Raw genomic sequence first — 20,158 nt, forward strand, 5'->3', positions numbered from 1 at the left:
AACTGTCAACCACTCAACCGGTCCATTCCGTCAGGGATATATCCGGTCCGAACAGCCGCCCCGGATCCTCCCCGCAGGGGAGGAGTCCGCGCGAAGCGCGGGCGGTGGGGCCGTTCGACCCTTCCGGCGAGCCGGCCCGCCGCCCTCCCCACCCTCCGGCCTTCGGCCGTCGTCCTCCCCTGCGGGGAGGAGGCGATGTGGCGCGCGTCGGTGCACGTGCGGAAAGCGCCGATGCAGGCCGCCGGCCGCCACCTCCCCGCAGGGGAGGACGGAGCTCGAAGAGCGGAGGGTGGGGAGGGCGGCGGGACGCTCGCGGGAACGCGAAACGCCCGCCGACAGCGACCTCACTCCGCCGCGCCGTACCCCCCGCCCGTCGGCGTGATCACCGTCACCGCCTCGCCCGCCTCCAGCACCGTCTGGTCGCTCCCCGCGAGCTCCTCCACGCGCCCGTCGAGGCGCCGCACCAGAGTGCGGCCGAGCGCGCCCGGCTCGCCGCCGGCGACGCCGAAGGGGCGGACCCTGCGGTGGGAGGCGAGGATCGCGCAGTCCATGCGCTCGCGGAAGCGGATCGTGCGCGACGTGCCGTCCCCCGCCGACCAGCGGCCCTTGCCCCCGGAGCCCGCGCGGATGTGGAAGTCCTCCAGCACGACGGGGAAGCGCTGCTCCAGGATCTCCGGGTCGGTGAGCCGCGAGTTCGTCATGTGCGTGTGCACGCCGGAGACACCGTTCCAGCCGGGGCCGGCGGGGGCGCCCGAGCAGATCGTCTCGTAGTACTGGTAGGTGTCGTTGCCGAAGGTGAGGTTGTTCATCGTGCCCTGCGACGAGCCCATCGCCTGGAGCGCGCCGAACAGGCAGTTCGTCACCGCCTGGCTCACCTCGACGTTCCCCGCAACCACCGCCGCGGGGTAGCGCGGCGACAGCATGGAGCCGTCGGGGATGACGATCTCGATCGGCCTCAGGCAGCCGGCGTTCATCGGGATCGCGTCGTCGACCATCACCCGGAAGACGTAGAGCACCGCCGCGCGTGTCACCGGCGCGGGGGCGTTGAAATTGTCGGGCTGCTGGGGCGAGGTGCCGGAGAAGTCGACCCGCGCCCTGCGCTTCGCGCGATCGACCGTGATCGAGACGCGGATGGCGCAGCCCTGGTCCATCGGATAGTCGAAGGAGCAGTCCTTCAACCGGTCGAGCAGGCGGCGCACGCTCTCGGCCGCGTTGTCCTGGACGTGGCCCATGTAGGCGATGACGACGTCGAGACCGAAGGAGGCGACCATCTTCTCGAGCTCGGCGACGCCCTTCTCGTTGGCCGCGATCTGCGCCTTGAGGTCGTTGACGTTCTGCACGACGTTGCGGACCGGCCAGCGCGCGCCCTCGAGCAGCGCCACGAGCTCGGCCTCGCGGAAGCGTCCGCGGTCGACGAGCTTGAAGTTGTCGATGTAGACGCCTTCCTCCTCGATGTGCGTCGCGCGCGGCGACATCGAGCCCGGTGCCACGCCGCCGACGTCGGCGTGGTGGCCGCGGGACGCCACCCAGAACAGGATCGTCTTCCTGTCGTCGGCGAAGACCGGCGTGCAGACGGTAATGTCGGGCAGGTGCGTGCCGCCATTGTAGGGGGCGTTGAGCGCGAAGACGTCGCCCGGTTGGATCTGCGGGTTGTTCCGGATGATCGTCTCCACCGAGCGATCCATCGAGCCGAGATGGACCGGCATGTGCGGAGCGTTGGCGACGAGGCTGCCGGTCGCGTCGAAGACCGCGCAGGAGAAGTCGAGCCGCTCCTTGATGTTCACCGAGTACGCGGTGTTCTGGAGCGTCACGCCCATCTGCTCGGCGATCGACATGAACAGGTTGTTGAAGATCTCCAGCATCACCGGGTCGGCCTGCGTGCCCACCGCATGGCGGGTGGCCATCGCCTGGACGCGAGCGAGGACGAGGTGGTCCTTCTCGGTGAGCCGCGCCTCCCAGCCGTCCTCGACCACGATCGTCTGGTTCGGCTCGACCACGATGGCGGGGCCCGGGATGGCCTGCCCCGGGCGGATGCCCTCGCGCAGGTAGACGCCCGCATCGTGCCAGCCCTTCGAGAAGATCCGCGTCCGGCGCGCGGGCTCCGGCGTGCCCTCGATCGTCTCGAGCCCCTCGACCTCGGCGAACTGCGCGCCGCCGCCGACCGCCTCGATCTCCACGGCCTCGACCACGAGCGCCTTGCCCTCGTCGACGAAGCCGAAGCGGCGCTTGTGCTGCGCCTCGAAATCCGCCCGCATCGCCTCCGCGGACGCCGGCGCGATCGGCGCGTCGAGCGCCGCCCCCGTCAGCGTCGCGGCGTCGACCTGGAGCGGCGTGTCGGTGCCGGCGTAGCGCACGTGGGCGCGAACGATGACCGCGATGTCGGCGCGCGGCACGCCCTGGCCGGTCAGCTCGTCGACCGCCTCGTCCACGAGACGCTTCGCGGCAACCGCCAGCGCGGCGGGCGCGTCGGCGTCGAGGGCGGCGTCGACGGCGCTCTGGCGCGTGGCGCGGATGTCGGCGAGCCCCATGCCGTAAGCCGAGAGCAGCCCCGAAAGCGGATGGACGAGCACGGTCTTCATGCCGAGCGCGTCGGCGACCTTGCAGGCGTGCTGGCCGCCGGCGCCGCCGAAGCAGTTGAGCGCGTAGCGGGTGACGTCGTAGCCGCGCTGGACCGAGATCTTCTTGATCGCCTCGGCCATGTTCGCGACCGCGATCTCGAGGAAGCCGTCCGCGACCTCCTCGGGCGTGCGCCCGTCGCCGATCTCGGCGGCGAGCGCGGCGAAGGCCTCGCGCACGGCGTCCGCGTCGAGCGGCTCGTCGCCGTTCGGGCCGAAGATCCGCGGGAAGTACTCAGGCAGGAGCTTGCCCACCATGACGTTCGCATCGGTCACCGCGAGCGGCCCGCCGCGGCGGTAGCAGGTCGGGCCGGGATGCGCGCCTGCGGAATCGGGCCCGACGCGGTAGCGCGTGCCGTCCCACTTGAGCATCGAGCCGCCGCCGGCGGCCACCGTGTGGATCAGCATCATCGGCGCGCGCATGCGCACGCCGGCGACCTCCGTCTCGAAGGCGCGCTCGTAGGCGCCGTCGAAATGGGCGACGTCGGTGGAGGTGCCGCCCATGTCGAAGCCGATGACCTTGCCGAAGCCGGCGGCGCGGCCGGTCTCCGCGAGGCCCACCACCCCGCCGGCGGGGCCGGACAGGATCGCGTCCTTGCCCTGGAAGAGCTCTGCGGCGGTGAGCCCGCCGGACGACATCATGAACATCAGCCGCGCGCCGGTGCGCGCGACGTCGAGCTCCTCGGACACCTGCGCGACGTAGCGGCGCAGAATCGGCGAGAGGTAGGCGTCGACAACGGTCGTGTCCCCGCGACCGACGAGCTTCACCAGCGGCGAGACCTCGTGCGAGACCGAGACCTGCGGGAAGCCCATGGCGCGGGCCATCTCGGCGACGCGGCGCTCGTGGTCGGGATGCTTGTAGCCGTGCATGAAGACGATCGCGAGGGCGCGGTGCCCGTCCGCCCGCGCCCGCTCCAGCGCCACGCGGGCACCCCCCTCGTCGAGCGGCGTCTCGACGGTGCCGTCCGCGAGCACGCGCTCGTCGATCTCGACGACGTCGTCGTAGAGCTCGTCTGGCTTGACGATCGCCTTGGCGAAGATGTCGGCGCGGGCCTGGTAGCCGATGCGCAAGGCGTCGCGGAAGCCCCTCGTGGTGAGGAGCAGCGTGCGCTCGCCCTTGCGCTCGAGCAGCGCGTTGGTCGCGACCGTGGTGCCCATGCGCACCTCGCCGATCGTGCGCTGCGGGATCGGCTCGCCGCGGGAGAGCCCGAGATGGTCGCGGATGCCCTGCACGGCGGCGTCGCGATAAGCGTCGGGGTTCTCCGACAGGAGCTTGCGGGCGTGGAGGCGCCCGTCGGGATCGCGGGCGATGACGTCGGTGAAGGTGCCGCCGCGATCGATCCAGAAGTCCCACACGCCGCTCATCCTCGCCTCCCGCGATGGCCGCGCGCATGGTCTCGCAGGCGCGGCTCCTCATTTCCCTGGGATGTCCCCTTGGGGCATCATCACCGACGCCGACAAATCGTCAACATTTTTTCGATGACTTGACGTTAGGATATTGACACGGTGTTCACCGCAGATCACCCTTGCAGCATGCGCATGATAACGAGGGATGCGCGGTTGAGCCGCACGGCCTCTCTCGGCCGGCGGCGAGAAGGGAGCGACACCATGAACATCTTCGCACGCGTCTTCGCGGGCGTCGCCCTGTCGGCCGTGGTGGCCGGCGCGGCGTCCGCCCAGAGCTGGGACATGCCGACCCCCTATCCGGACGCGACGTTCCACACGGTCAACATCGCCCAGTTCGCCGACGAGGTGCGCGAGGCGACCGGCGGCGCGCTCGACATCACGGTGCATTCGGCCGGCTCGCTGATCAAGCACCCCGAGATCAAGCGCACCGTGCGCTCGGGCGTGGTCCCGATCGGCGAGCTGCTGATCTCGCTGCACGCCAACGAGAACCCGATCTACGGCCTCGATTCCGTTCCCTTCCTCGCCACGTCCTACGAGGACGCGCGCCGCCTCTACGAGGCGCAGCGCCCGGCGCTCGAGGAGGCGCTCTCCGAGGAGGGCCTGACGCTCCTGTTCTCGGTGCCGTGGCCGCCGCAGGGCATCTATGCCGGCAAGGAGCTCGGCGCGATCGAGGACCTGCGCGGCCTGCGCTTCCGCACCTACAACCCCGGCACGGCGCGCATCGCCGAGCTGTCGGGCGCTACGCCCGTCCAGGTCGAGGTCGCGGATCTGCCGACCGCCTTCGCCACCGGCCGCGTCGAGGCGACGATCACCTCGCCCTCCACGGGCGTGAACTCGACCTTCTGGGACTTCGTCTCGCACTACCACGACACCCAGGCCTGGCTGCCGCGCAACATGGTCGTCGTCAACACGGCCGCCTTCGAGGCGCTGGACCCCGGCGTGCGCGCCGCCCTGCTCGAGGCCGCCGCCGCCGCGGAAGCCCGAGGCTGGGAGATGTCCCAGGCCGACACCGAAGCCGCGACGAAGACGCTCGCCGACAACGGCATGACGATCGTCACGCCCTCCGAGGGTCTCGCCACCGGCTTCCAGGAGATCGGCGCGCAGATCGCCGAGGAGTGGGCCGCGAGCGCCGGCGAGGCCGGCACCGCGGTGCTCGAGGCCTATCGCGCGAACTGAGGGCGGCAGCCACGGCTCCAGCCGCCCTCGCCGGCAGCAGGCTCGCTGGCAGCAGGCACGAGGCGGCTGGCGTCGTCTCTCCCCTCTCCACGAGGGGAGAGGGGAACTCGGTCGCGCCCGACGATTTCCGGGGCGCTCTCCCGGGGATGTGGGATGGACCGGCTCGGGGATCGTCCACGTCGTTCCGGCCACGTCGTTCCCGCCCACGTCGTTCCCGCCCGCCTCGCCGCCCCCGCCCCCGCGTACCGGTAGGGCTCCGTTCCGTCGTCCTTCGGAGGATTGCATGCGCCGCGCGCTCGATCTCCTCTATGCCGCCGGCCTGTGGCTGTCGGCGCTGTGCATCCTCGTCATCGCGACGCTCGTCGGCCTCCAGGTCGTGGCGCGCGTCTGGGACGCGATCCTCCAGGCGCTCGACCTGCCGCGCTCGGGCTTCGTGATCCTCTCGCTCGCGGAGATCTCGGGCTACCTGTTCGCGGCGGCGAGCTTCCTCGCGCTGGCGGGGACGCTCAAGGCCGGCGCGCACATCCGCGTCACCATGCTCGTCAACGCCCTGCCGGGCCGGGCGCGCACCGCCATCGAGGCGGCGGCGCTCGCCTTCGGGACGGTCGCGGCGGGCTTCGGCACCTGGGCGATCGGCGGCTACGCCTGGGAGAGCTGGCGCTTCGGCGAGATCTCGCCGGGCCTCGTGCAGGTGCCCCTCGTCTGGCCGCAGGCGGCGATGGCGGCGGGCGCCGGGCTGCTGACGATCGCCTTCCTCGACGAGCTCGTCGGCACGCTGCGCACCGGGCGCCCGAGCTTCGCCGCGGCCGAGGATGCGGTCGCGCTGGGCCGGGAGGGCTGAGCGATGGAGCCGACCACCCTGATGCTCCTCCTCGTCGCGATCCTCTTCGCGATCCTCGCCTGCGGCGTCTGGATCGCGGTGGCGCTCGCCACGCTCGGCTTCGTCGCCCTCGTGGTCTCGCTGCCGCTGCCGCCGGGCGCGATCCTCGCGACCGCGATGTGGCAGCAGCTGAACTCCTGGGACCTCACCGCCCTGCCCATGTTCATCCTGATGGGCGACATCCTGTTCCGCACGCGCCTGTCGGAGGACATGTTCGAGGGCCTCACGCCCTGGCTCGCGCGGCTGCCGGGGCGGCTCCTCCACGTCAACGTGCTCGGCTGCACCATCTTCGCCGCCGTCTCGGGCTCGTCGGCCGCGACCTGCGCGACGATCGGGCGGATCTCGCTCGGCGAGTTGAAGAAGCGCGGCTACTCGGACGTGATGGCGATCGGCACGCTCGCAGGCTCGGGCACGATCGGGCTGATGATCCCGCCGTCCATCATCCTCATCGTCTACGCCACCGCCACCGAGCAGTCGGTGGCGCGGCTGTTCATCGCCGGCGTGATCCCCGGGTTGATGCTGACCGCGCTGTTCATGGGCTACGTCATCGTCTGGTCGCTCTTGAACCGCGACCGCATGCCCCCGCCCGAGCCGGTCATGCCGCTCCGCCAACGCCTCGCCAAGCTGCGGCGGCTCGCGCCGGTCGTCCTCCTCATCGTCGGCGTGATCGGCTCGATCTACGCGGGCTTCGCCTCGGCGACGGAGGCGGCGGCGGTGGGCGTGTTCCTGGCGCTCGCCATCTCCTGGAAGGCGGGGACGCTGAACCTCGGCACCTTCCGCGCGGCGCTCCTGTCGGCGACGAAGACGTCGTGCATGATCGCCTTCATCCTGGCGGGTGCCGCCTTCCTGACCACGGCGATGGGCTTCACCGGCATCCCCCGGATGCTGGCGGAATGGATCGGGACGTTCGGCCTCTCGCAGGCGATGCTGCTGCTCGCCCTGACGCTGTTCTTCATCGTCATGGGCTGCTTCCTCGACGGCATCTCGCTCGTGGTGCTCACGACCTCGATCATCATGCCGCTCGTCACCGCGGCGGGGATCGACCTGATCTGGTTCGGCATCTTCATCGTGCTCGTGGTGGAGATGGCGCAGATCACGCCGCCGGTCGGCTTCAACCTCTATGTCCTGCAGTCGCTGACCGGGCGCGACATCTTCCGGCTGGGCCTCTACACCGCGCCCTTCTTCCTGATCATGTGCTTCGCCGCGCTGCTGCTCGCGCTCTTCCCGGACATCGCGCTGTGGCTGCCGCGGACGATGCTGGAATGAGCGGAGACGACGCCATGAGCCGCCGCGACCGCACGACGACCCCGACGCGCACACCCGACGCCCCCGCGACGCCGGCGGCGGGCGGCGTCGGACCCGTCGTGTCCTCGGCACACTTGGCCGAGACCGGGCTGCCGGCGCTCTCGGAATTCGAGTTCGGGCTCATCCTCGCCAGCCACGCCTTCGAGCGCTGGATGGTGCGCTGCATGGCGGCGGCGGGCGTGCCGGACGTCTCGGCGCTCGACGTGCTCATCCTGCACACGGTGAACCATCGCGGCCGGCCCAAGAAGCTCGCCGACATCTGCCTCGTGCTGTCGATCGAGGACACGCACCTCGTCTCCTACGGCGTCAAGAAGCTCGAGGCCGCGGGCCTCGTCGCCTCCGGGCGCGCGGGAAAGGAGAAAACGGTGGAGATCACCGAGCGCGGCCGGTCCATGTGCCTGCGCTACCGCGAGATCCGCGACGCGCTGCTGACGAAGCCGCTCTCCGCGACGGCGCTCGACGGGGCGCGGCTCTCCGAGCTCGCGGCGATGCTGCGGGGGCTGTCGGGGCATTACGATCAGGCGGCGCGGGCGGCGGCGAGCCTGTGATCACCGCGGCACGCCGGCCCTGGCGAGCGCGTCCACACGGTGGTTGAGCGGGTCGTCGGCGTGGCCCTTGACCCAGTGCCAGCTCACGGAATGCCGGTTGCGTGCTTCGTCCAGGCGGCGCCAGAGGTCCTCGTTCTTCACCGGCGCCTTGGCCGCCGTGCGCCAGCCCTTGGCCTTCCAGCCGGCGAGCCAGCTCGTGATGCCGTTCCTGACGTACTGGCTGTCGGTGTAGAGGTCGACGGTGCAGGGGCGCTTCAAGGCCTCCAGCGCCTGGATCGCAGCCATCAGCTCCATGCGGTTGTTGGTCGTCGTCGCCTCGCCGCCATTGAGCTCCTTCTCGCGCTCGCCGAAGAGGAGCAGAGCCCCCCAGCCGCCGGGGCCGGGATTGCCGATGCAGGAGCCGTCGGTGTAGATCGTCACGCGCGGCGCACCTGCGCCCGCGGTCGTCGCGGCGGTCATCGGTCGAGCCCGTAGTCGGCGGCGCTCTCGGCGCGGCGGTGGAAGGCGAGCTTGCGGTCGTACTCGAGCGGGTCCTTGGGCCGCACGAAGGCGCCCTCCGGGACGTTGAGCCAGTCGACGAGGCGGGTGAGCAGGAAGCGCAGCGCCGCGCCGCGGCACAGTGTCGGCAGCGCCGCGACCTCGGCGGGCTCGAGCCGGCGCACCCGCTCGTAGCCCGCGATCAGCGCCCGGCTCTTCGTCACGTTGAAGGACCCGTCCGGCTCGAAGCACCAGGCGTTGAGGCAGATGGCGAGGTCGTAGGCGAGCTGGTCGTTGCAGGCGAAGTAGAAGTCGATCAGGCCCGAGACCGCCTCGCCGATGAAGAACACGTTGTCGACGAAGAGATCCGCGTGGATCACCCCGTCCGGCAGCCCCGCCGGCCAGGAGGCTTCGAGGTGGTCGAGCTCGGCGCGCGTGCGCGCGGCGAGGCCCGCGGCGACCATGTCCGCCTGCGCCTCCGCCTGGGCGAAGAGCGGGCGCCAGGCGGGCAGGGAGAGCGCGTTCGGGCGGCGCAGGTGGAAATCCCGCCCCGCCTCGTGCAGCCGCGCCAGCGCCTCGCCGAGCGCGCCGCAGCGCTTGGGCGACGGCCGGCGGATCGACAGGCCCTCCAGGAACGTCGCGATGGCGGCCGGGCGGCCCGCGAGGCGGCCGAGCGCCTCCCCGCGCCGGTCGCGCACCGGCAGCGGGCACACGATCCCACGCGTCGAGAGATGCTCCATCAGGCCGAGGAAGAACGGCAGGTCCGCCTCCGCCACGCGCTTCTCGTAGAGCGTGAGGATGTACGAGCCGGCCTGCGTGTGGAGGAAGTAGTTCGTGTTCTCGACGCCCTCGGCGATGCCCTTGAAGGAGAGCACGGCGCCGATGTCGTAGCCCTCGACGAAGGCGACGAGCGCCTCCTCGGGCACGTCCGTATAGACCGCCACGGCTATTCGGCGGCTTCGCCGCGCAGGCCGCGCGGCAGGGGGAAGAACACGTCCTCGGTCACCGTCGTCACGGTCTCGACCGTGACCTCGTAGCGCTCCGCGAAGGCGTCGATGATCTCCTCCACCAGGACCTCGGGGGCCGAGGCGCCCGCCGTCATGCCGAGCCTGCGGATGCCGGCGAACTCCTCCCAGTCGATCTCCTCGGCGCGGTTGGCGAGCCGGGCGACCCTGCAGCCGGCACGCTCGGCGACCTCGCGCAGGCGCTGGGAGTTCGAGGAGTTGGGCGAGCCCACGACGATGAGCGCGTCGACCTGCGGCGCCACCTTCTTGACCGCCTCCTGGCGGTTGGTGGTGGCGTAGCAGATGTCCTCCTTGTGCGGGCCGACGATGGCGGGGAAGCGCGCCTTGAGCGCCTCCACGATCTCGCGGGTGTCGTCGACCGACAGCGTCGTCTGCGTCACGAAGGCGAGCGCCGTCGCGTCCGCGGGCGCGAATGCGGCGACGTCCTCGAGCGATTCGATCAGCGTGATCGTGCCGGCGGGGAGCTGGCCCATCGTGCCGACGACCTCGGGATGACCGGCGTGGCCGACGAGAAGGACGTGGCGGCCCTTCTTCGCGTGGACCTGCGCCTCGCGATGCACCTTGGTGACGAGCGGGCAGGTCGCGTCGATGGCGTGCATGCGCCGGCGAAGCGCCTCGTCGGGCACGGACTTGGGCACGCCGTGGGCCGAGAAGATCACCGGCGCGTCCCCGTCAGGGATCTCGTCGAGCTCGCGTACGAAGATCGCACCTTTCTTGCGCAGGCTCTCGACGACGTACTTGTTGTGCACGATCTCGTGGCGCACGTAGACTGGCGCGCCGCGCTGGGCGAGCGCCTGCTCGACGGCGTCGATGGCGCGCACCACGCCCGCGCAGAAGCCGCGGGGGGCGCACAGGAGGATCTCGAGAGGCGGCTTCGTCATCGCGTACGGTCTGTGGCGAGACGCGCCGCGAGTCAAGCCGGCGCGAGGGCGCGCCTCAGGACGCGAGCGCCACGGGTGTGCCCGCGGCCGGCGCGCCGGCGCGCGCCGCGCGGGCCTGCTGCGCGAAGTCGCGGCAGAAGCCGGGGATCGCCTCCGCGGCCATCGGGCGGGCGAAGTGGAAGCCCTGGACCAGGCTGCACCCCGCCCCCGTGGCGAAGCGCAGCTGCTCGGGCGTCTCGATGCCTTCGACGAGCGTCTCCGCGCCGAGCGCCTCGGCGAGGCGCAGCACGCCCTGGAGGACGCTCGCGCGCGTGCCCGGGTCTCCCTCGACGAGGAAGGAGCGGTCGATCTTGAGGAGGTCGGGCTCCAGCCGCACGAGGTAGGCGATGTTGGAGTAGCCGGTGCCGAAATCGTCGAGCGCGAGGCGCACGCCCATCGCGGACAGCGCGGCCAGGCTCGCGCCGACCTGGTCGCATTCCGCGAGCAGCACGCCTTCGGTGATCTCGATCTCGAGGTCCTCCGGCGCGAGGCCCCAGCGTGCCAGGGTCTCGGCCACCTCGCGGGCGAGCACCGCCGAGCGGAAGCTGTGAGGCGAGACGTTGACGGCGACGCGCAGCGCGAGGCCGGCTTCTCGCCACCGTGCGGCGGCGGCGCAGGCCTCCTCCAGCACGAACCGGTCGAGGGTCGCGATCTGCCCGCTCTGCTCGGCGATGGCGATGAATTCGCCGGGCGGCACGATTCGCCCCGTGCGCCCGCAGCGCCAGCGCACCAGCGCCTCGGCGGCGACGACGGTGCCGCGCAGCATGTCGACCTGCGGCTGGAACTCGAGGAAGAGCTCGCGCTCGGCGAGCGCCCGCCCGAGCCCGTCGCGCAGCGCCTCCACGCGCCGGCGCTTTGTCATCAGCCCGGGGGCGAACACCATCGTCGCGCCGCGCCCGGACTCCTTGACCGCGTAGAGCGCGGCGTCGGCGCAGGTGATCGCCTCCTCGATCGTGGGGGCGTCGGCGGGCCATACGGCGATGCCGCAGCTGAAGGCGATCGGCACGACCTCGCCGCCGACGTCGACCGTGGCCGGGTGGGCCCGTCGCGCGTCGAGGCGCGCGTGCAGGTCGGCGACGCCGCCGGGCCCGAGCGGCACCGCGACCACGAACTCGTCGCCGCCCCAGCGTGCCACGATGCCGTTCGCGCCGAACTCGGCGCGCAGCCAGGACGAGGCGGCTTCCAGCATCGCGTCGCCGGCGGGATGGCCGAGCCGGTCGTTCACGGCCTTGAAGCGATCGAGGTCGAGGATCAGCACGGCGTGCGGCGACGCGCGGGCCGCCTCCATCCGCTGCGCCCACTCCGTGAAGCCACGCCGGTTGGCGGTGCCGGTGAGGCTGTCGCGCCCGCTCGCCGTGCGCAGCTGCGAGACGATGCTGCGGTTGCGGCTGAACAGGCCGACCGAGAGCATCGAGAGCACGAGGAGCATCAGCACGCTGCCGACGACGCCGACCCAGGCGCGGTTCGTCTCCGAGATCTGCCGGCGCAGGGCCTCGTCGATGCCGGTCTCGATCCCGCGGGTGTAGTCGTTCGTCACGCGCACCAGCGCGGAGGCGAGGTCGCGGGTCGCGGCGACGCGCGCCTCGTCCATCGGCGCGCCCGCCGCGACGAGCGCGTCGAGCCCAGCCATCAGGTCCCGCGCGAGCGGCGCGAAGTCGCTGCCCGGGTCCGTCATCGGCCCGCGGCTCAGCGAATCCAGCATGTCGAGGCGCACGTAGAACCGGTCCGCCGCGTTCACGACCATGGCGTGGGCGCGGGGATCGCCCGCCGTCGTCGCCGCCGTGGCGAGGAGGCCCTCCAGCGCGACGATCTCGGCATAGGTGTAGCGCAGGTGCCGGACCATGTACTGTCCGAGGTCGATCTCGCCGCGCTTGATGCTGCCCGCGCCCCAGATCGCGACGAGGGTCGCGATCACGCCCGCGAACAGGATGAGCGTGCCCACCAGCGGACCTCCCCGGTCCCCGAGCACGAAGCGCAGGCGGCGAACGACCCGCATGCCCTCACCATTCGATCTCGGCGAGGAGCCAGACGCTCCGGTCGATGTAGATCCTGTCGTCGAGCTCGGGATGGCGGTGCATGGGATAGATCAGCCGTGCGGGGCCACGCTCGCGGATGCCGAGAGGCTCGCCGTGCGCGCGCGTCGCCAGGACGAGCGGCCAGCGCTCCCAGTCCTCCCGCGGGATGCGCGCGCCGTAGCCGTCGGCGCCGCGCAGCACGACGGCGTCGACGCCGTCGGCTCCGATCAGTGCGAGCACGTCGGCGAGGAGCGGACCCTGGAAGAGGGTACCCTCGCGGTCCATCGACAGCCCGCTCGGCACCTCGACCATGGGGAGGCGCTCGATCTCGGCGATCGACACCGTGCGGGCGTAGGCGACCGGGCCGACGCGGATCTCCGGGGACTCGGCGCGCGCGGCGTCCGCGGCGGCGACGCGCGGCGCGCCGTCGGCCCCGCCGCCGGCTGCCGTGGCCGGGGCGAGCTGGAGGACCGCGGCGACGGTCGCTGCGACGAGAACGGGTACGCGCGGCAAGGCTTCCTCCTCGGGTCCGCTGTGGCGGCTCGACGGAGACCAGCCATACCGCTGGGGAATGACGAAGAGCTTAAGCCGATCACACAGCCGGGGCCGTGGCGGGCCACGCAGCCCGGGACGCCCCACGACCTCGGGTTCGTTCACGGTCGAGCGTCGCAACTCGAGCAAGCCCGTTCCGAACTCCGCAGGCGAGCCATGCTTCGCAAGCATACCGGGTTCGGCCAAGCAAGACGGGGCCCGGCTCGCGCCGGACCCCCTCTCGCCGTCCGCTCGTCGCGGGGAACGCGATCACATGTCCCCGCCGAGACGCTCGTACTCGAACGGCTCCGCCCCGCCGATCTCCGACTCGCCGTAGGGCAGGTCGTAGTAGGCGCCCGTGCCGTAGCCGTAGCTCGTGCCCCAGCCGCCGGCGTAGCCGTAGGGGCCATAGTAGGGGTACGCGTAGGCGCCGCGGCCGTAGGCGGTGTCCGCGCTCACCACGACGGCCTGCACGCGGCCCTCGGACAGGATCACGTCGTTGACGTAGCCGTAGTTGCGGGGCGTGTCGTCATCGCCGCGGATGCGGGCGTAGTCGCCGATGATCTCCGACACGCGGTAGGCCCGCGGGCCGAGCTCGGCGTCGTCGAGGCCGGTCACGACCTCCTGCTCGACGACGGCGCCCGTCGCGGCCACATCGCCGCCGACACCGTAGTCGTCACCGTAGTAGCCGGTGCCGAACACGCCGTAGTCGTCGATCGTGTCCTCGGTGACGGGGATGGTGATCGCCTGCTCGCCGACGGCCATCTCGACCTCGTCCCACGGCACGGCGACGTGCGTGTCGCCGATGTCGATGAAGCCGCCGATCTCGGCGACGACCGCGAGGATCCGGCCGTCCGCGCCGACGATCACGTCCTCGACGTCGCCGATCTCCTCGCCGGCGGCGCCGTAGACCTCGTACTCGTCGATGAACTCCTCGGCGCTCATGCCGCCGGCGTAGATCTCGTCGTAGCGCCAATCGTCCATCGCGACGATGTTCTGGGCGGCGAGCGTGCCGCCCGGGGCGACGCCCTCGGTCGTGGGCGCGACGGAAGCGTCCTGCGCCATCGCCGGCGCGGCCGCGATGGCGGCCAGGAGGGCGATCGTGGAGGTGCGCGTGAGCATGGGGTTGCTCCTTTCCGTTGTCTCGTGCCGCGCCGCGAGATCGCGGGCGGCGGGACCGCGGTGGCGTGCGTCGTCGACGCGTGTCGCGGTCGCTGTCGAGGGCCAACGGAAGGCGGCGCGCGATGTTCCGCGGTTTCAGGATGCGGGAGTGCGGCGACCGGCTCGGCAGAGGGAGATCGGGCCGCGATGCCTCACCGGACGATCCGCCCGCCGAGCTCGTCCTCGACGTGGACGCGGATGATGTCGTCGAAGCTCTCCTCCGCCCGGAAGCCGAGCGCGAGGGCGCGCTTCGGTGCGAAGGCCCGCGGCCAGCCGCCGATCATGCGGGCGATCGCCGGATCGGGCTCGCGGCGGATGCGGGCGACGGCGGCGTCGCCGGCGACGCGCCGCAGCGCCTCGATCTGCTCGCCGACCGTCACCGCGACGCCCGGCATGTCGAGCGTACGGCGCGGGCCGATCGCTTCGCCGTCGATGGCGGCGGCGTGAACCAGGAAGCCGACGGCGGATCGCGGCGAGGCGTGCCAGTGGCGCACATCCTCCGAGACCGGCAGCACCGCCTCCTCGCCGACGAGCGGCTCGCGGATGATGCTCGAGAAGAAGCCCGAGGCCGCCTTGTTCGGCCGCCCCGGCCGCACGCAGATCGTGGGCAGGCGGATGCCGACGCCGTCGAGGATGAAGCGGCGGGTGTAGTCGGCCAGCAGCAATTCGCAGATCGCCTTCTGCGTGCCGTAGCTCGTCAGCGGGGTGAGCGCGTGGTCCTCCGGCACCGGCTCCGGCAGGGGTGCGCCGAACACGGCGACCGAGGATGCGAAGACCACGCGCGGGCGGTAGCCCTCCCCATGCGCCCGCACCGCCTCGAAGAGCGCGCGCCCGCCGTCGAGATTGATCCGGTAGCCCTTCTCGAAATCGGCTTCCGCCTCCCCCGAGACGATGGCCGCGAGATGCACGATCACGTCCGGGCGCTCCGCCAGGAGCCGCGTCGCGGTCGCGGGGTCGCCGATGTCTGCGGCGATCGTCTCGACGGGGAAGCCCGCGCCGTCCGGCACCGGCGGCGCGACGACGTCGTGCAGGGTGAGGCGGGCGATGGCGCGCGCGCCGATGCGCCCGTCGGCGACGAGGCGGCGGGCGAGCTTGGCGCCGATCATGCCGGCGGCGCCGGTGACGAGGACGTGCATGGGGGTCGCGTTTCCTGTGCGAGGGTCGATCACAGCGTCCAGCCGCCGTCGACGACGAGGGTGGTGCCGGTGGTGAAGGCGCTCTCGTCCCCGGCGAGGTGGACGGCCGCCGCGGCGACCTCGTCCGCCGTGCCGATGCGGCCCATCGGCTGGCGCGCCACGAAGCCCGCCCGCACGGCCTTCTCGTCCTGGCCGGTGCGCGCCGCGAGCGCGGCGATGCGCCCGTCGAGGGAGGGGGACTGGATCGTGCCGGGGCAGATGGCGTTGCAGCGCACGCCCTCTCGGATGAAGTCGACGGCGACCGCCTTGGTGAGCCCGATCACCGCCGCCTTGGTGGCGCCGTAGGCGTAGCGCGCCGGCGCGCCCTTCAGCGAGGAGGCGCCCGAGGAGATGTTGACGATCGAGCCGCCGCCGCGTGCCAGCATGCCGGGCAGGAAGGCCTTGATCGTGCGGTGCATGGACTTGACGTTGAGGTCGAAGGAGAGGTCCCACTCCTCCTCGTCGCAGTCGAGCACCGAGCCGTGCGCCACGTAGCCCGCGCAGTTCACGAGCACGTCGACGCCGCCGAGGTCGTGCGCCACCTCACGCGCGAGCGCGTCGACGGCGGCGGTGGAGGTGACGTCGAGCCCGATCCGGCGCGCGGCGGGCAGGCCCTCGAGCTCCTGCGGGTTCAGCGTCGTGGCGAGGACGACGGCGCCCTCGTCCGCGAAGGCCCGCGCGATCGCGCGCCCGATCCCCTGACCCGCCGCCGTGACCAGCGCGACCTTGCCGTCCAGCCGTCCTGCCATCGCGCCCTCCCGGTGCGTCTCATCGATCGTGCCGCACTGTAGCGCGCCGGCCCGCGCGGGCGAAAGCCGGCAAGCCGCCATCCCGCGCCTTCGCACCCGCGCGGGCGGCAGGGGAGCCGGAGCAAGCGGAGCTTTGGGCGGCGTTCGCCTTGGCAAGCGACGGAGGTATGGGCTAAGACTGCCTGGGCGTGGACAAAACGACGAAAACGCCTACCACGCGGGCGTGTCGTTCCCTCGAACAGACGGAGACACGAGAACATGCACGCAAAACTCGCCCTGAAGTCGACGCTCGCCGCAGCCACGATGGCGCTCGCGCTCGGCGGCGCCTCGACCGGCGCCATCGCCCAGGATCAGCAGTTCGTCTCGATCGGCACCGGCGGCGTCACCGGCGTCTACTACCCGGTCGGCGGCGCGATCTGCCGGCTCATGAACCAGACCCGCCGCGACCACGGCATCCGCTGCTCGGTCGAATCGACCGGCGGCTCGGTCTACAACGTCAACGCCATCCGCGGTGGGGACCTCGACTTCGGCGTGGCGCAGTCCGACGTCCAGTACCTGGCCTACAACGGCGAGGGCCAGTTCGCGGACCAGGGCGCGCAGGAGAGCCTCCGCTCGGTCTTCTCGCTGCATCCCGAGCCGTTCAACGTGCTCGCCCGCGCCGAGGCCGGAATCGAGACCTTCGACGACCTCGAGGGCAAGCGCGTCAACATCGGCAACCCGGGCTCCGGCCAGCGCGCCATCATGGACATCCTGATGGAGCGGAAGGGCTGGACGAACGGCACGTTCGCGCTCGCCTCCGAGCTGGCTCCGGCGGAGCAGTCCGCCGCGCTGTGCGACAACAACATCGACGCCTTCGTCTACAGCGTCGGCCATCCGAACGGATCGATCCAGGAGGCCACCGCCACCTGCGACGCGGTGCTGGTGGACGTCACCGGCGACTACGTCGATGCGCTCGTCGAGGAATTCCCCTACTACTTCAAGGCCGAAGTCCCCGGCGGCCTCTATCCGGGCACGGACGAGCCGACCCAGACTTTCGGCGTGGGCGCGACCTTCGTCACCTCGGCGGACGTGTCCGAGGACGCGGTGTACACGCTGGTCAAGTCCGTCTTCGACAACTTCGACGACTTCACCGCCCTGCATCCGGCCCTCGCGACGCTCGATCCCGAGACGATGATTTCCAGCGGCCTCTCCGCCCCGCTTCATCCGGGCGCCGAGCGCTACTACCGCGAGCGCGGCTGGCTCCAGTGAGCCACCCGCCCCGGTCCGCGCACGATCGGGCCTGAACGACAGGTCGCCCCGGGAGCCCCGCGCGGTTCCCGGGGCGGCGCCCCGGTTTCAATCGCGACGTCGGCAGGCCCGCGCGTCGCAGGCGTGAGGCGTGCGATGACCGACGAGAGCAGGACGGCGGCGAGCGACGGACCCTCGAGAAGCGAGCTCGACGACCTCGTCGCCAAGGCGGACACCGGCGCGCGCAACCCGCGCGGCCCCGTCGGCCTCGCCGTCACCGGCATCGCGCTCGCCTGGGCGCTGTTCCAGCTCTACATCGCCTCGCCGCTCCCCTTCATCGCCTCCCGGCTCACCGGCCTGCCGCTCGTCCTCAACGACGCGCAGGTCCGGCCGATCCACCTCGGCTTCGCGCTGTTCCTCGCCTATTGCGCCTACCCCGCCTTCTCGCGCTCGCCGCGCGACCGCATCCCGATCCTCGACCTCGTGCTCGCGGCGGCGGCGACGTATTGCGCGCTCTACATCTTCATCTTCTACCGCGAGATCTCGGCGCGCCCCGGCCTGCCGACGACGGCCGACCTCGTCGCCGCGGGCGCGGGCCTCGTGCTGCTGCTCGAGGCGACACGCCGCGCGCTCGGCCCGCCGCTCGCGATCGTGGCGATCGTCTTCCTGCTCTACGTCTTCTTCGGCTCGGCCGCCTTCCTGCCCGACGTCATCCAGTGGGGCGGCGCCACGTTCTCGCGGGCCATGGACCAGATGTGGCTGACCTCCGGGGGCGTCTTCGGCGTGGCGCTCGGCGTCTCGGCGAGCTTCGTCTTCCTGTTCGTTCTGTTCGGCTCGCTGCTCGACAAGGCGGGCGCGGGCAACTTCTTCATCAAGCTCGCCTTCGCGCTGCTCGGCCACCTGCGCGGCGGCCCGGCGAAGGCGGCCGTCCTGTCCTCGATGATGACGGGCCTGATCTCCGGCTCCTCGATCGCCAACGTGGTGACGACGGGCACCTTCACCATCCCCCTGATGAAGCGCGTCGGCTTCTCCGCCGAGAAGGCGGGCTCGGTCGAGGTGGCCTCCTCCGTCAACGGCCAGATCATGCCGCCCGTGATGGGCGCGGCCGCCTTCCTGATGGTGGAGTACGTCGGCATCCCCTACACGGAGGTGATCACCCACGCCTTCCTGCCGGCGGTGATCTCCTACATCGCGCTCCTCTACCTCGTGCATCTCGAGGCCCTGAAGAACGCGATGCCGGCGCTGCCCAAGCGCGTCGTCCACCCGCTGCCCACGGCGCTGCTGCGCGCGGGCATCACGATCGCCTCGATGATCATCCTCGCGGGGGTGGTCTACGTCTCGATCCGCGGCGTCCAGGCGGTCCTGCCGGCGGTGTCGACGCCCGTCCTGCTCGTCCTCGTGGCGGCGGTCTACGTCGGCTTGATCTGGCTCGCGTCGAAGGGTCCGGATCTCGAGATCGACGATCCCGACGCCCCCGTCCTGGAGCTTCCGATCGCCACCGAGGTGCTCAAGACCGGGCTGCACTACATCCTGCCCATCGTCGTGCTCGTCTGGTTCCTCATGATCGAGCAGCGCTCGCCGGGGCTCTCGGCCTTCTACGCGGTGGTGCTGCTCGTCGTCATCCTGCTCACGCAGAAGCCGCTCAAGGCGCTGTTCCGCAAGGTGCGGGGCGCGCAGGTGCGCGCGGCCTTCAGGGAGGGCGCCGCCGACCTGACGCAGGGCCTCATCCTCGGCTCGCGCAACATGATCGGCATCGCCTGCGCCACCGCCACCGCCGGCATCATCGTCGGCGCGGTGACGCTCACCGGCATCGGCCAGGTGATGGCGGAGTTCGTCGAGTTCCTGTCGGGCGGCAACATCCTGCTCATCCTCGTCTTCACGGCGCTGATCTCGCTCGTCCTCGGCATGGGCCTGCCGACGACGGCGAACTACATCGTGGTCGCGACCCTGATGGCGCCGGTGATCGTCGAGCTGGGGCAGGCGAACGGCATCATCATCCCACTCATCGCCGCGCACCTGTTCGTGTTCTACTTCGGGATCATGGCGGACGTGACGCCACCCGTCGGGCTCGCCTCGTTCGCGGCGGCGGCGGTATCGCGAGGCGATCCGCTGAAGACCGGCTTCACGGCGTTCTTCTACAGCCTGCGCACGGTGCTCTTGCCGTTCATCTTCGTGTTCAACACGAACCTCTTGCTCATCGACGTCGGCTGGGTGCAGGGCATCTGGGTGTTCGTCAAGGCGACGGCGGCCATGCTCGTCTTCGCCGCGGCGACGCAGGCCTTCTTCCTCGTCAGGAACCGCGTCTGGGAGACGGTGGCGCTCCTGCTCGTCGCCTTCCTGCTGTTGCGCCCGGGGTTCCTGATCGACCAGATCGTGCCGCCCTACGAGCCCCTGCCGGCCACGCAGATCGAGGACGCGATCGCGCAGACGCCCGAGGGCGGGATCATCCGTCTCGGCGTCTCCGGCCCGCGCTTCTCGGATCTCGAGGTCGAGGAGCGCACCCTCGCCTTCACGCTGCCCGACGCGGAGCTCGATCCCGCGACGCGGCTCGAGCAGGCGACGGGGCTCGTCTACCTCACCGAGGGCGAGCGCGTGCTGATCGAGGAGCCGTTCGATCCGAGGAGCCCCGGCGGGCGCACGCTGGGCCATCTCGACTTCTACGATCCCGAGAACCAGGTCATGATCACCGCGGTCGAGGTTCCCGTCGAGCAGCCGGCGCGCGCCTGGTCCTACCTGCCGGCGGCGCTGCTGTTCGGCCTCGTCTGGCTCGCGCAGTCGCGGCGGGCCAAGCGACAGGAAGACGCGGCGAAGAGAGGGCGCGCGACGACGGCCGCCGGGGGCGAAGGCGCACGCGCCTAGAGCATGACGCCACCGGATGACTGCCGGCCGGTGGACTCGATGGTGCGTCGATGAACAACCCGGGCGCGGGGCGAGAGCGCGAAGGAGG

At 71.5% G+C, this 20,158-nt stretch carries 15 protein-coding genes; 6 read left to right on the forward strand and 9 right to left on the reverse strand.

The window, feature by feature from the left end:
* Nucleotides 1-344: 344 nt before the first annotated feature.
* Nucleotides 345-3,980, reverse strand: a complete 3,636-nt coding sequence (locus tag ACTZWW_RS16290; RefSeq protein WP_444782024.1) for a hydantoinase B/oxoprolinase family protein — start codon at nt 3,978-3,980, stop codon at nt 345-347.
* A 243-nt stretch (nt 3,981-4,223) separates the two neighbouring features.
* Here ACTZWW_RS16290 and ACTZWW_RS16295 point away from each other — a divergent pair, with 243 nt between their 5' ends.
* The 4 genes from ACTZWW_RS16295 (at nt 4,224) to ACTZWW_RS16310 (ending at nt 7,931) form a co-directional block, all read left to right on the forward strand.
* Nucleotides 4,224-5,198, forward strand: coding sequence for a TRAP transporter substrate-binding protein (locus ACTZWW_RS16295; RefSeq protein ID WP_444782025.1), 975 nt, complete (start codon nt 4,224-4,226; stop codon nt 5,196-5,198).
* A 283-nt stretch (nt 5,199-5,481) separates the two neighbouring features.
* A complete protein-coding gene (locus ACTZWW_RS16300) occupies nt 5,482-6,039 on the forward strand; it encodes a TRAP transporter small permease (protein ID WP_444782026.1) in 558 nt (185 codons plus the stop codon).
* Nucleotides 6,040-6,042: 3 nt separating this feature from the next.
* A complete protein-coding gene (locus ACTZWW_RS16305; RefSeq protein WP_444782027.1) occupies nt 6,043-7,344 on the forward strand; it encodes a TRAP transporter large permease in 1,302 nt (433 codons plus the stop codon).
* Between the two features lie 14 nt (nt 7,345-7,358).
* Nucleotides 7,359-7,931 carry a winged helix DNA-binding protein gene (locus ACTZWW_RS16310; protein WP_444782028.1) on the forward strand — a complete coding sequence of 191 codons (573 nt, stop codon included), beginning with the start codon at nt 7,359-7,361 and terminating at the stop codon, nt 7,929-7,931.
* Here ACTZWW_RS16310 and rnhA read toward each other — a convergent pair whose 3' ends face one another.
* The 8 genes from rnhA to ACTZWW_RS16350 form a co-directional block, all read right to left on the reverse strand.
* On the reverse strand, nt 7,932-8,390 hold the full coding sequence (gene rnhA / locus ACTZWW_RS16315) for a ribonuclease HI (RefSeq protein WP_444782029.1): 459 nt from the start codon (nt 8,388-8,390) through the stop codon (nt 7,932-7,934).
* Nucleotides 8,387-9,352 carry a homoserine kinase gene (locus ACTZWW_RS16320; protein ID WP_444782030.1) on the reverse strand — a complete coding sequence of 322 codons (966 nt, stop codon included), beginning with the start codon at nt 9,350-9,352 and terminating at the stop codon, nt 8,387-8,389. The genes rnhA and ACTZWW_RS16320 overlap by 4 nt, the downstream gene beginning before the upstream one ends.
* 2 nt (nt 9,353-9,354) lie before the next feature.
* Complete coding sequence (gene ispH, locus ACTZWW_RS16325; protein WP_444782031.1) at nt 9,355-10,314, reverse strand: 4-hydroxy-3-methylbut-2-enyl diphosphate reductase; 960 nt, start codon at nt 10,312-10,314, stop codon at nt 9,355-9,357.
* 55 nt (nt 10,315-10,369) lie between these two features.
* Nucleotides 10,370-12,349, reverse strand: coding sequence for a putative bifunctional diguanylate cyclase/phosphodiesterase (locus tag ACTZWW_RS16330; protein WP_444782032.1), 1,980 nt, complete (start codon nt 12,347-12,349; stop codon nt 10,370-10,372).
* A 4-nt stretch (nt 12,350-12,353) separates the two neighbouring features.
* Nucleotides 12,354-12,881 (reverse strand): molybdopterin-dependent oxidoreductase, encoded by a 528-nt coding sequence (locus tag ACTZWW_RS16335; RefSeq protein ID WP_444782033.1) that lies wholly within the window; start codon nt 12,879-12,881, stop codon nt 12,354-12,356.
* Nucleotides 12,882-13,169: 288 nt separating this feature from the next.
* Nucleotides 13,170-14,021 (reverse strand): PRC-barrel domain-containing protein, encoded by an 852-nt coding sequence (locus ACTZWW_RS16340; RefSeq protein WP_444782034.1) that lies wholly within the window; start codon nt 14,019-14,021, stop codon nt 13,170-13,172.
* 191 nt (nt 14,022-14,212) lie between these two features.
* On the reverse strand, nt 14,213-15,196 hold the full coding sequence (denD, locus tag ACTZWW_RS16345) for a D-erythronate dehydrogenase (protein WP_444782035.1): 984 nt from the start codon (nt 15,194-15,196) through the stop codon (nt 14,213-14,215).
* 29 nt (nt 15,197-15,225) lie between these two features.
* On the reverse strand, nt 15,226-15,984 hold the full coding sequence (locus tag ACTZWW_RS16350; protein WP_444782036.1) for an SDR family oxidoreductase: 759 nt from the start codon (nt 15,982-15,984) through the stop codon (nt 15,226-15,228).
* A 258-nt stretch (nt 15,985-16,242) separates the two neighbouring features.
* Here ACTZWW_RS16350 and ACTZWW_RS16355 point away from each other — a divergent pair, with 258 nt between their 5' ends.
* Together ACTZWW_RS16355 and ACTZWW_RS16360 are read left to right on the forward strand one after the other, a co-directional pair.
* Complete coding sequence (locus ACTZWW_RS16355; RefSeq protein ID WP_444782037.1) at nt 16,243-17,232, forward strand: TAXI family TRAP transporter solute-binding subunit; 990 nt, start codon at nt 16,243-16,245, stop codon at nt 17,230-17,232.
* Between the two features lie 135 nt (nt 17,233-17,367).
* Nucleotides 17,368-20,070, forward strand: a complete 2,703-nt coding sequence (locus ACTZWW_RS16360; RefSeq protein ID WP_444782038.1) for a TRAP transporter permease — start codon at nt 17,368-17,370, stop codon at nt 20,068-20,070.
* The last annotated feature ends 88 nt before the right edge of the window (nt 20,071-20,158 follow it).

It is taken from the genome of Salinarimonas sp. NSM (genome assembly GCF_052380005.1).
In the GTDB taxonomy this organism is placed as follows: Bacteria; Pseudomonadota; Alphaproteobacteria; order Rhizobiales; family Beijerinckiaceae; genus Salinarimonas.

Excerpts from the sequence above, each read along its gene's own strand:
- ACTZWW_RS16290 (WP_444782024.1), bottom strand. The coding sequence starts at position 3,980 with ATGAGCGGCGTGTGGGACTTCTGGATCGATCGCGGCGGCACCTTCACC.
- ACTZWW_RS16295 (WP_444782025.1), top strand. The coding sequence starts at position 4,224 with ATGAACATCTTCGCACGCGTCTTCGCGGGCGTCGCCCTGTCGGCCGTG.
- ACTZWW_RS16300 (WP_444782026.1), top strand. The coding sequence starts at position 5,482 with ATGCGCCGCGCGCTCGATCTCCTCTATGCCGCCGGCCTGTGGCTGTCG.
- ACTZWW_RS16305 (WP_444782027.1), top strand. The coding sequence starts at position 6,043 with ATGGAGCCGACCACCCTGATGCTCCTCCTCGTCGCGATCCTCTTCGCG.
- ACTZWW_RS16310 (WP_444782028.1), top strand. The coding sequence starts at position 7,359 with ATGAGCCGCCGCGACCGCACGACGACCCCGACGCGCACACCCGACGCC.
- rnhA (WP_444782029.1), bottom strand. The coding sequence starts at position 8,390 with ATGACCGCCGCGACGACCGCGGGCGCAGGTGCGCCGCGCGTGACGATC.
- ispH (WP_444782031.1), bottom strand. The coding sequence starts at position 10,314 with ATGACGAAGCCGCCTCTCGAGATCCTCCTGTGCGCCCCCCGCGGCTTC.
- ACTZWW_RS16330 (WP_444782032.1), bottom strand. The coding sequence starts at position 12,349 with ATGCGGGTCGTTCGCCGCCTGCGCTTCGTGCTCGGGGACCGGGGAGGT.
- ACTZWW_RS16340 (WP_444782034.1), bottom strand. The coding sequence starts at position 14,021 with ATGCTCACGCGCACCTCCACGATCGCCCTCCTGGCCGCCATCGCGGCC.
- denD (WP_444782035.1), bottom strand. The coding sequence starts at position 15,196 with ATGCACGTCCTCGTCACCGGCGCCGCCGGCATGATCGGCGCCAAGCTC.
- ACTZWW_RS16350 (WP_444782036.1), bottom strand. The coding sequence starts at position 15,984 with ATGGCAGGACGGCTGGACGGCAAGGTCGCGCTGGTCACGGCGGCGGGT.
- ACTZWW_RS16355 (WP_444782037.1), top strand. The coding sequence starts at position 16,243 with ATGCACGCAAAACTCGCCCTGAAGTCGACGCTCGCCGCAGCCACGATG.
- ACTZWW_RS16360 (WP_444782038.1), top strand. The coding sequence starts at position 17,368 with ATGACCGACGAGAGCAGGACGGCGGCGAGCGACGGACCCTCGAGAAGC.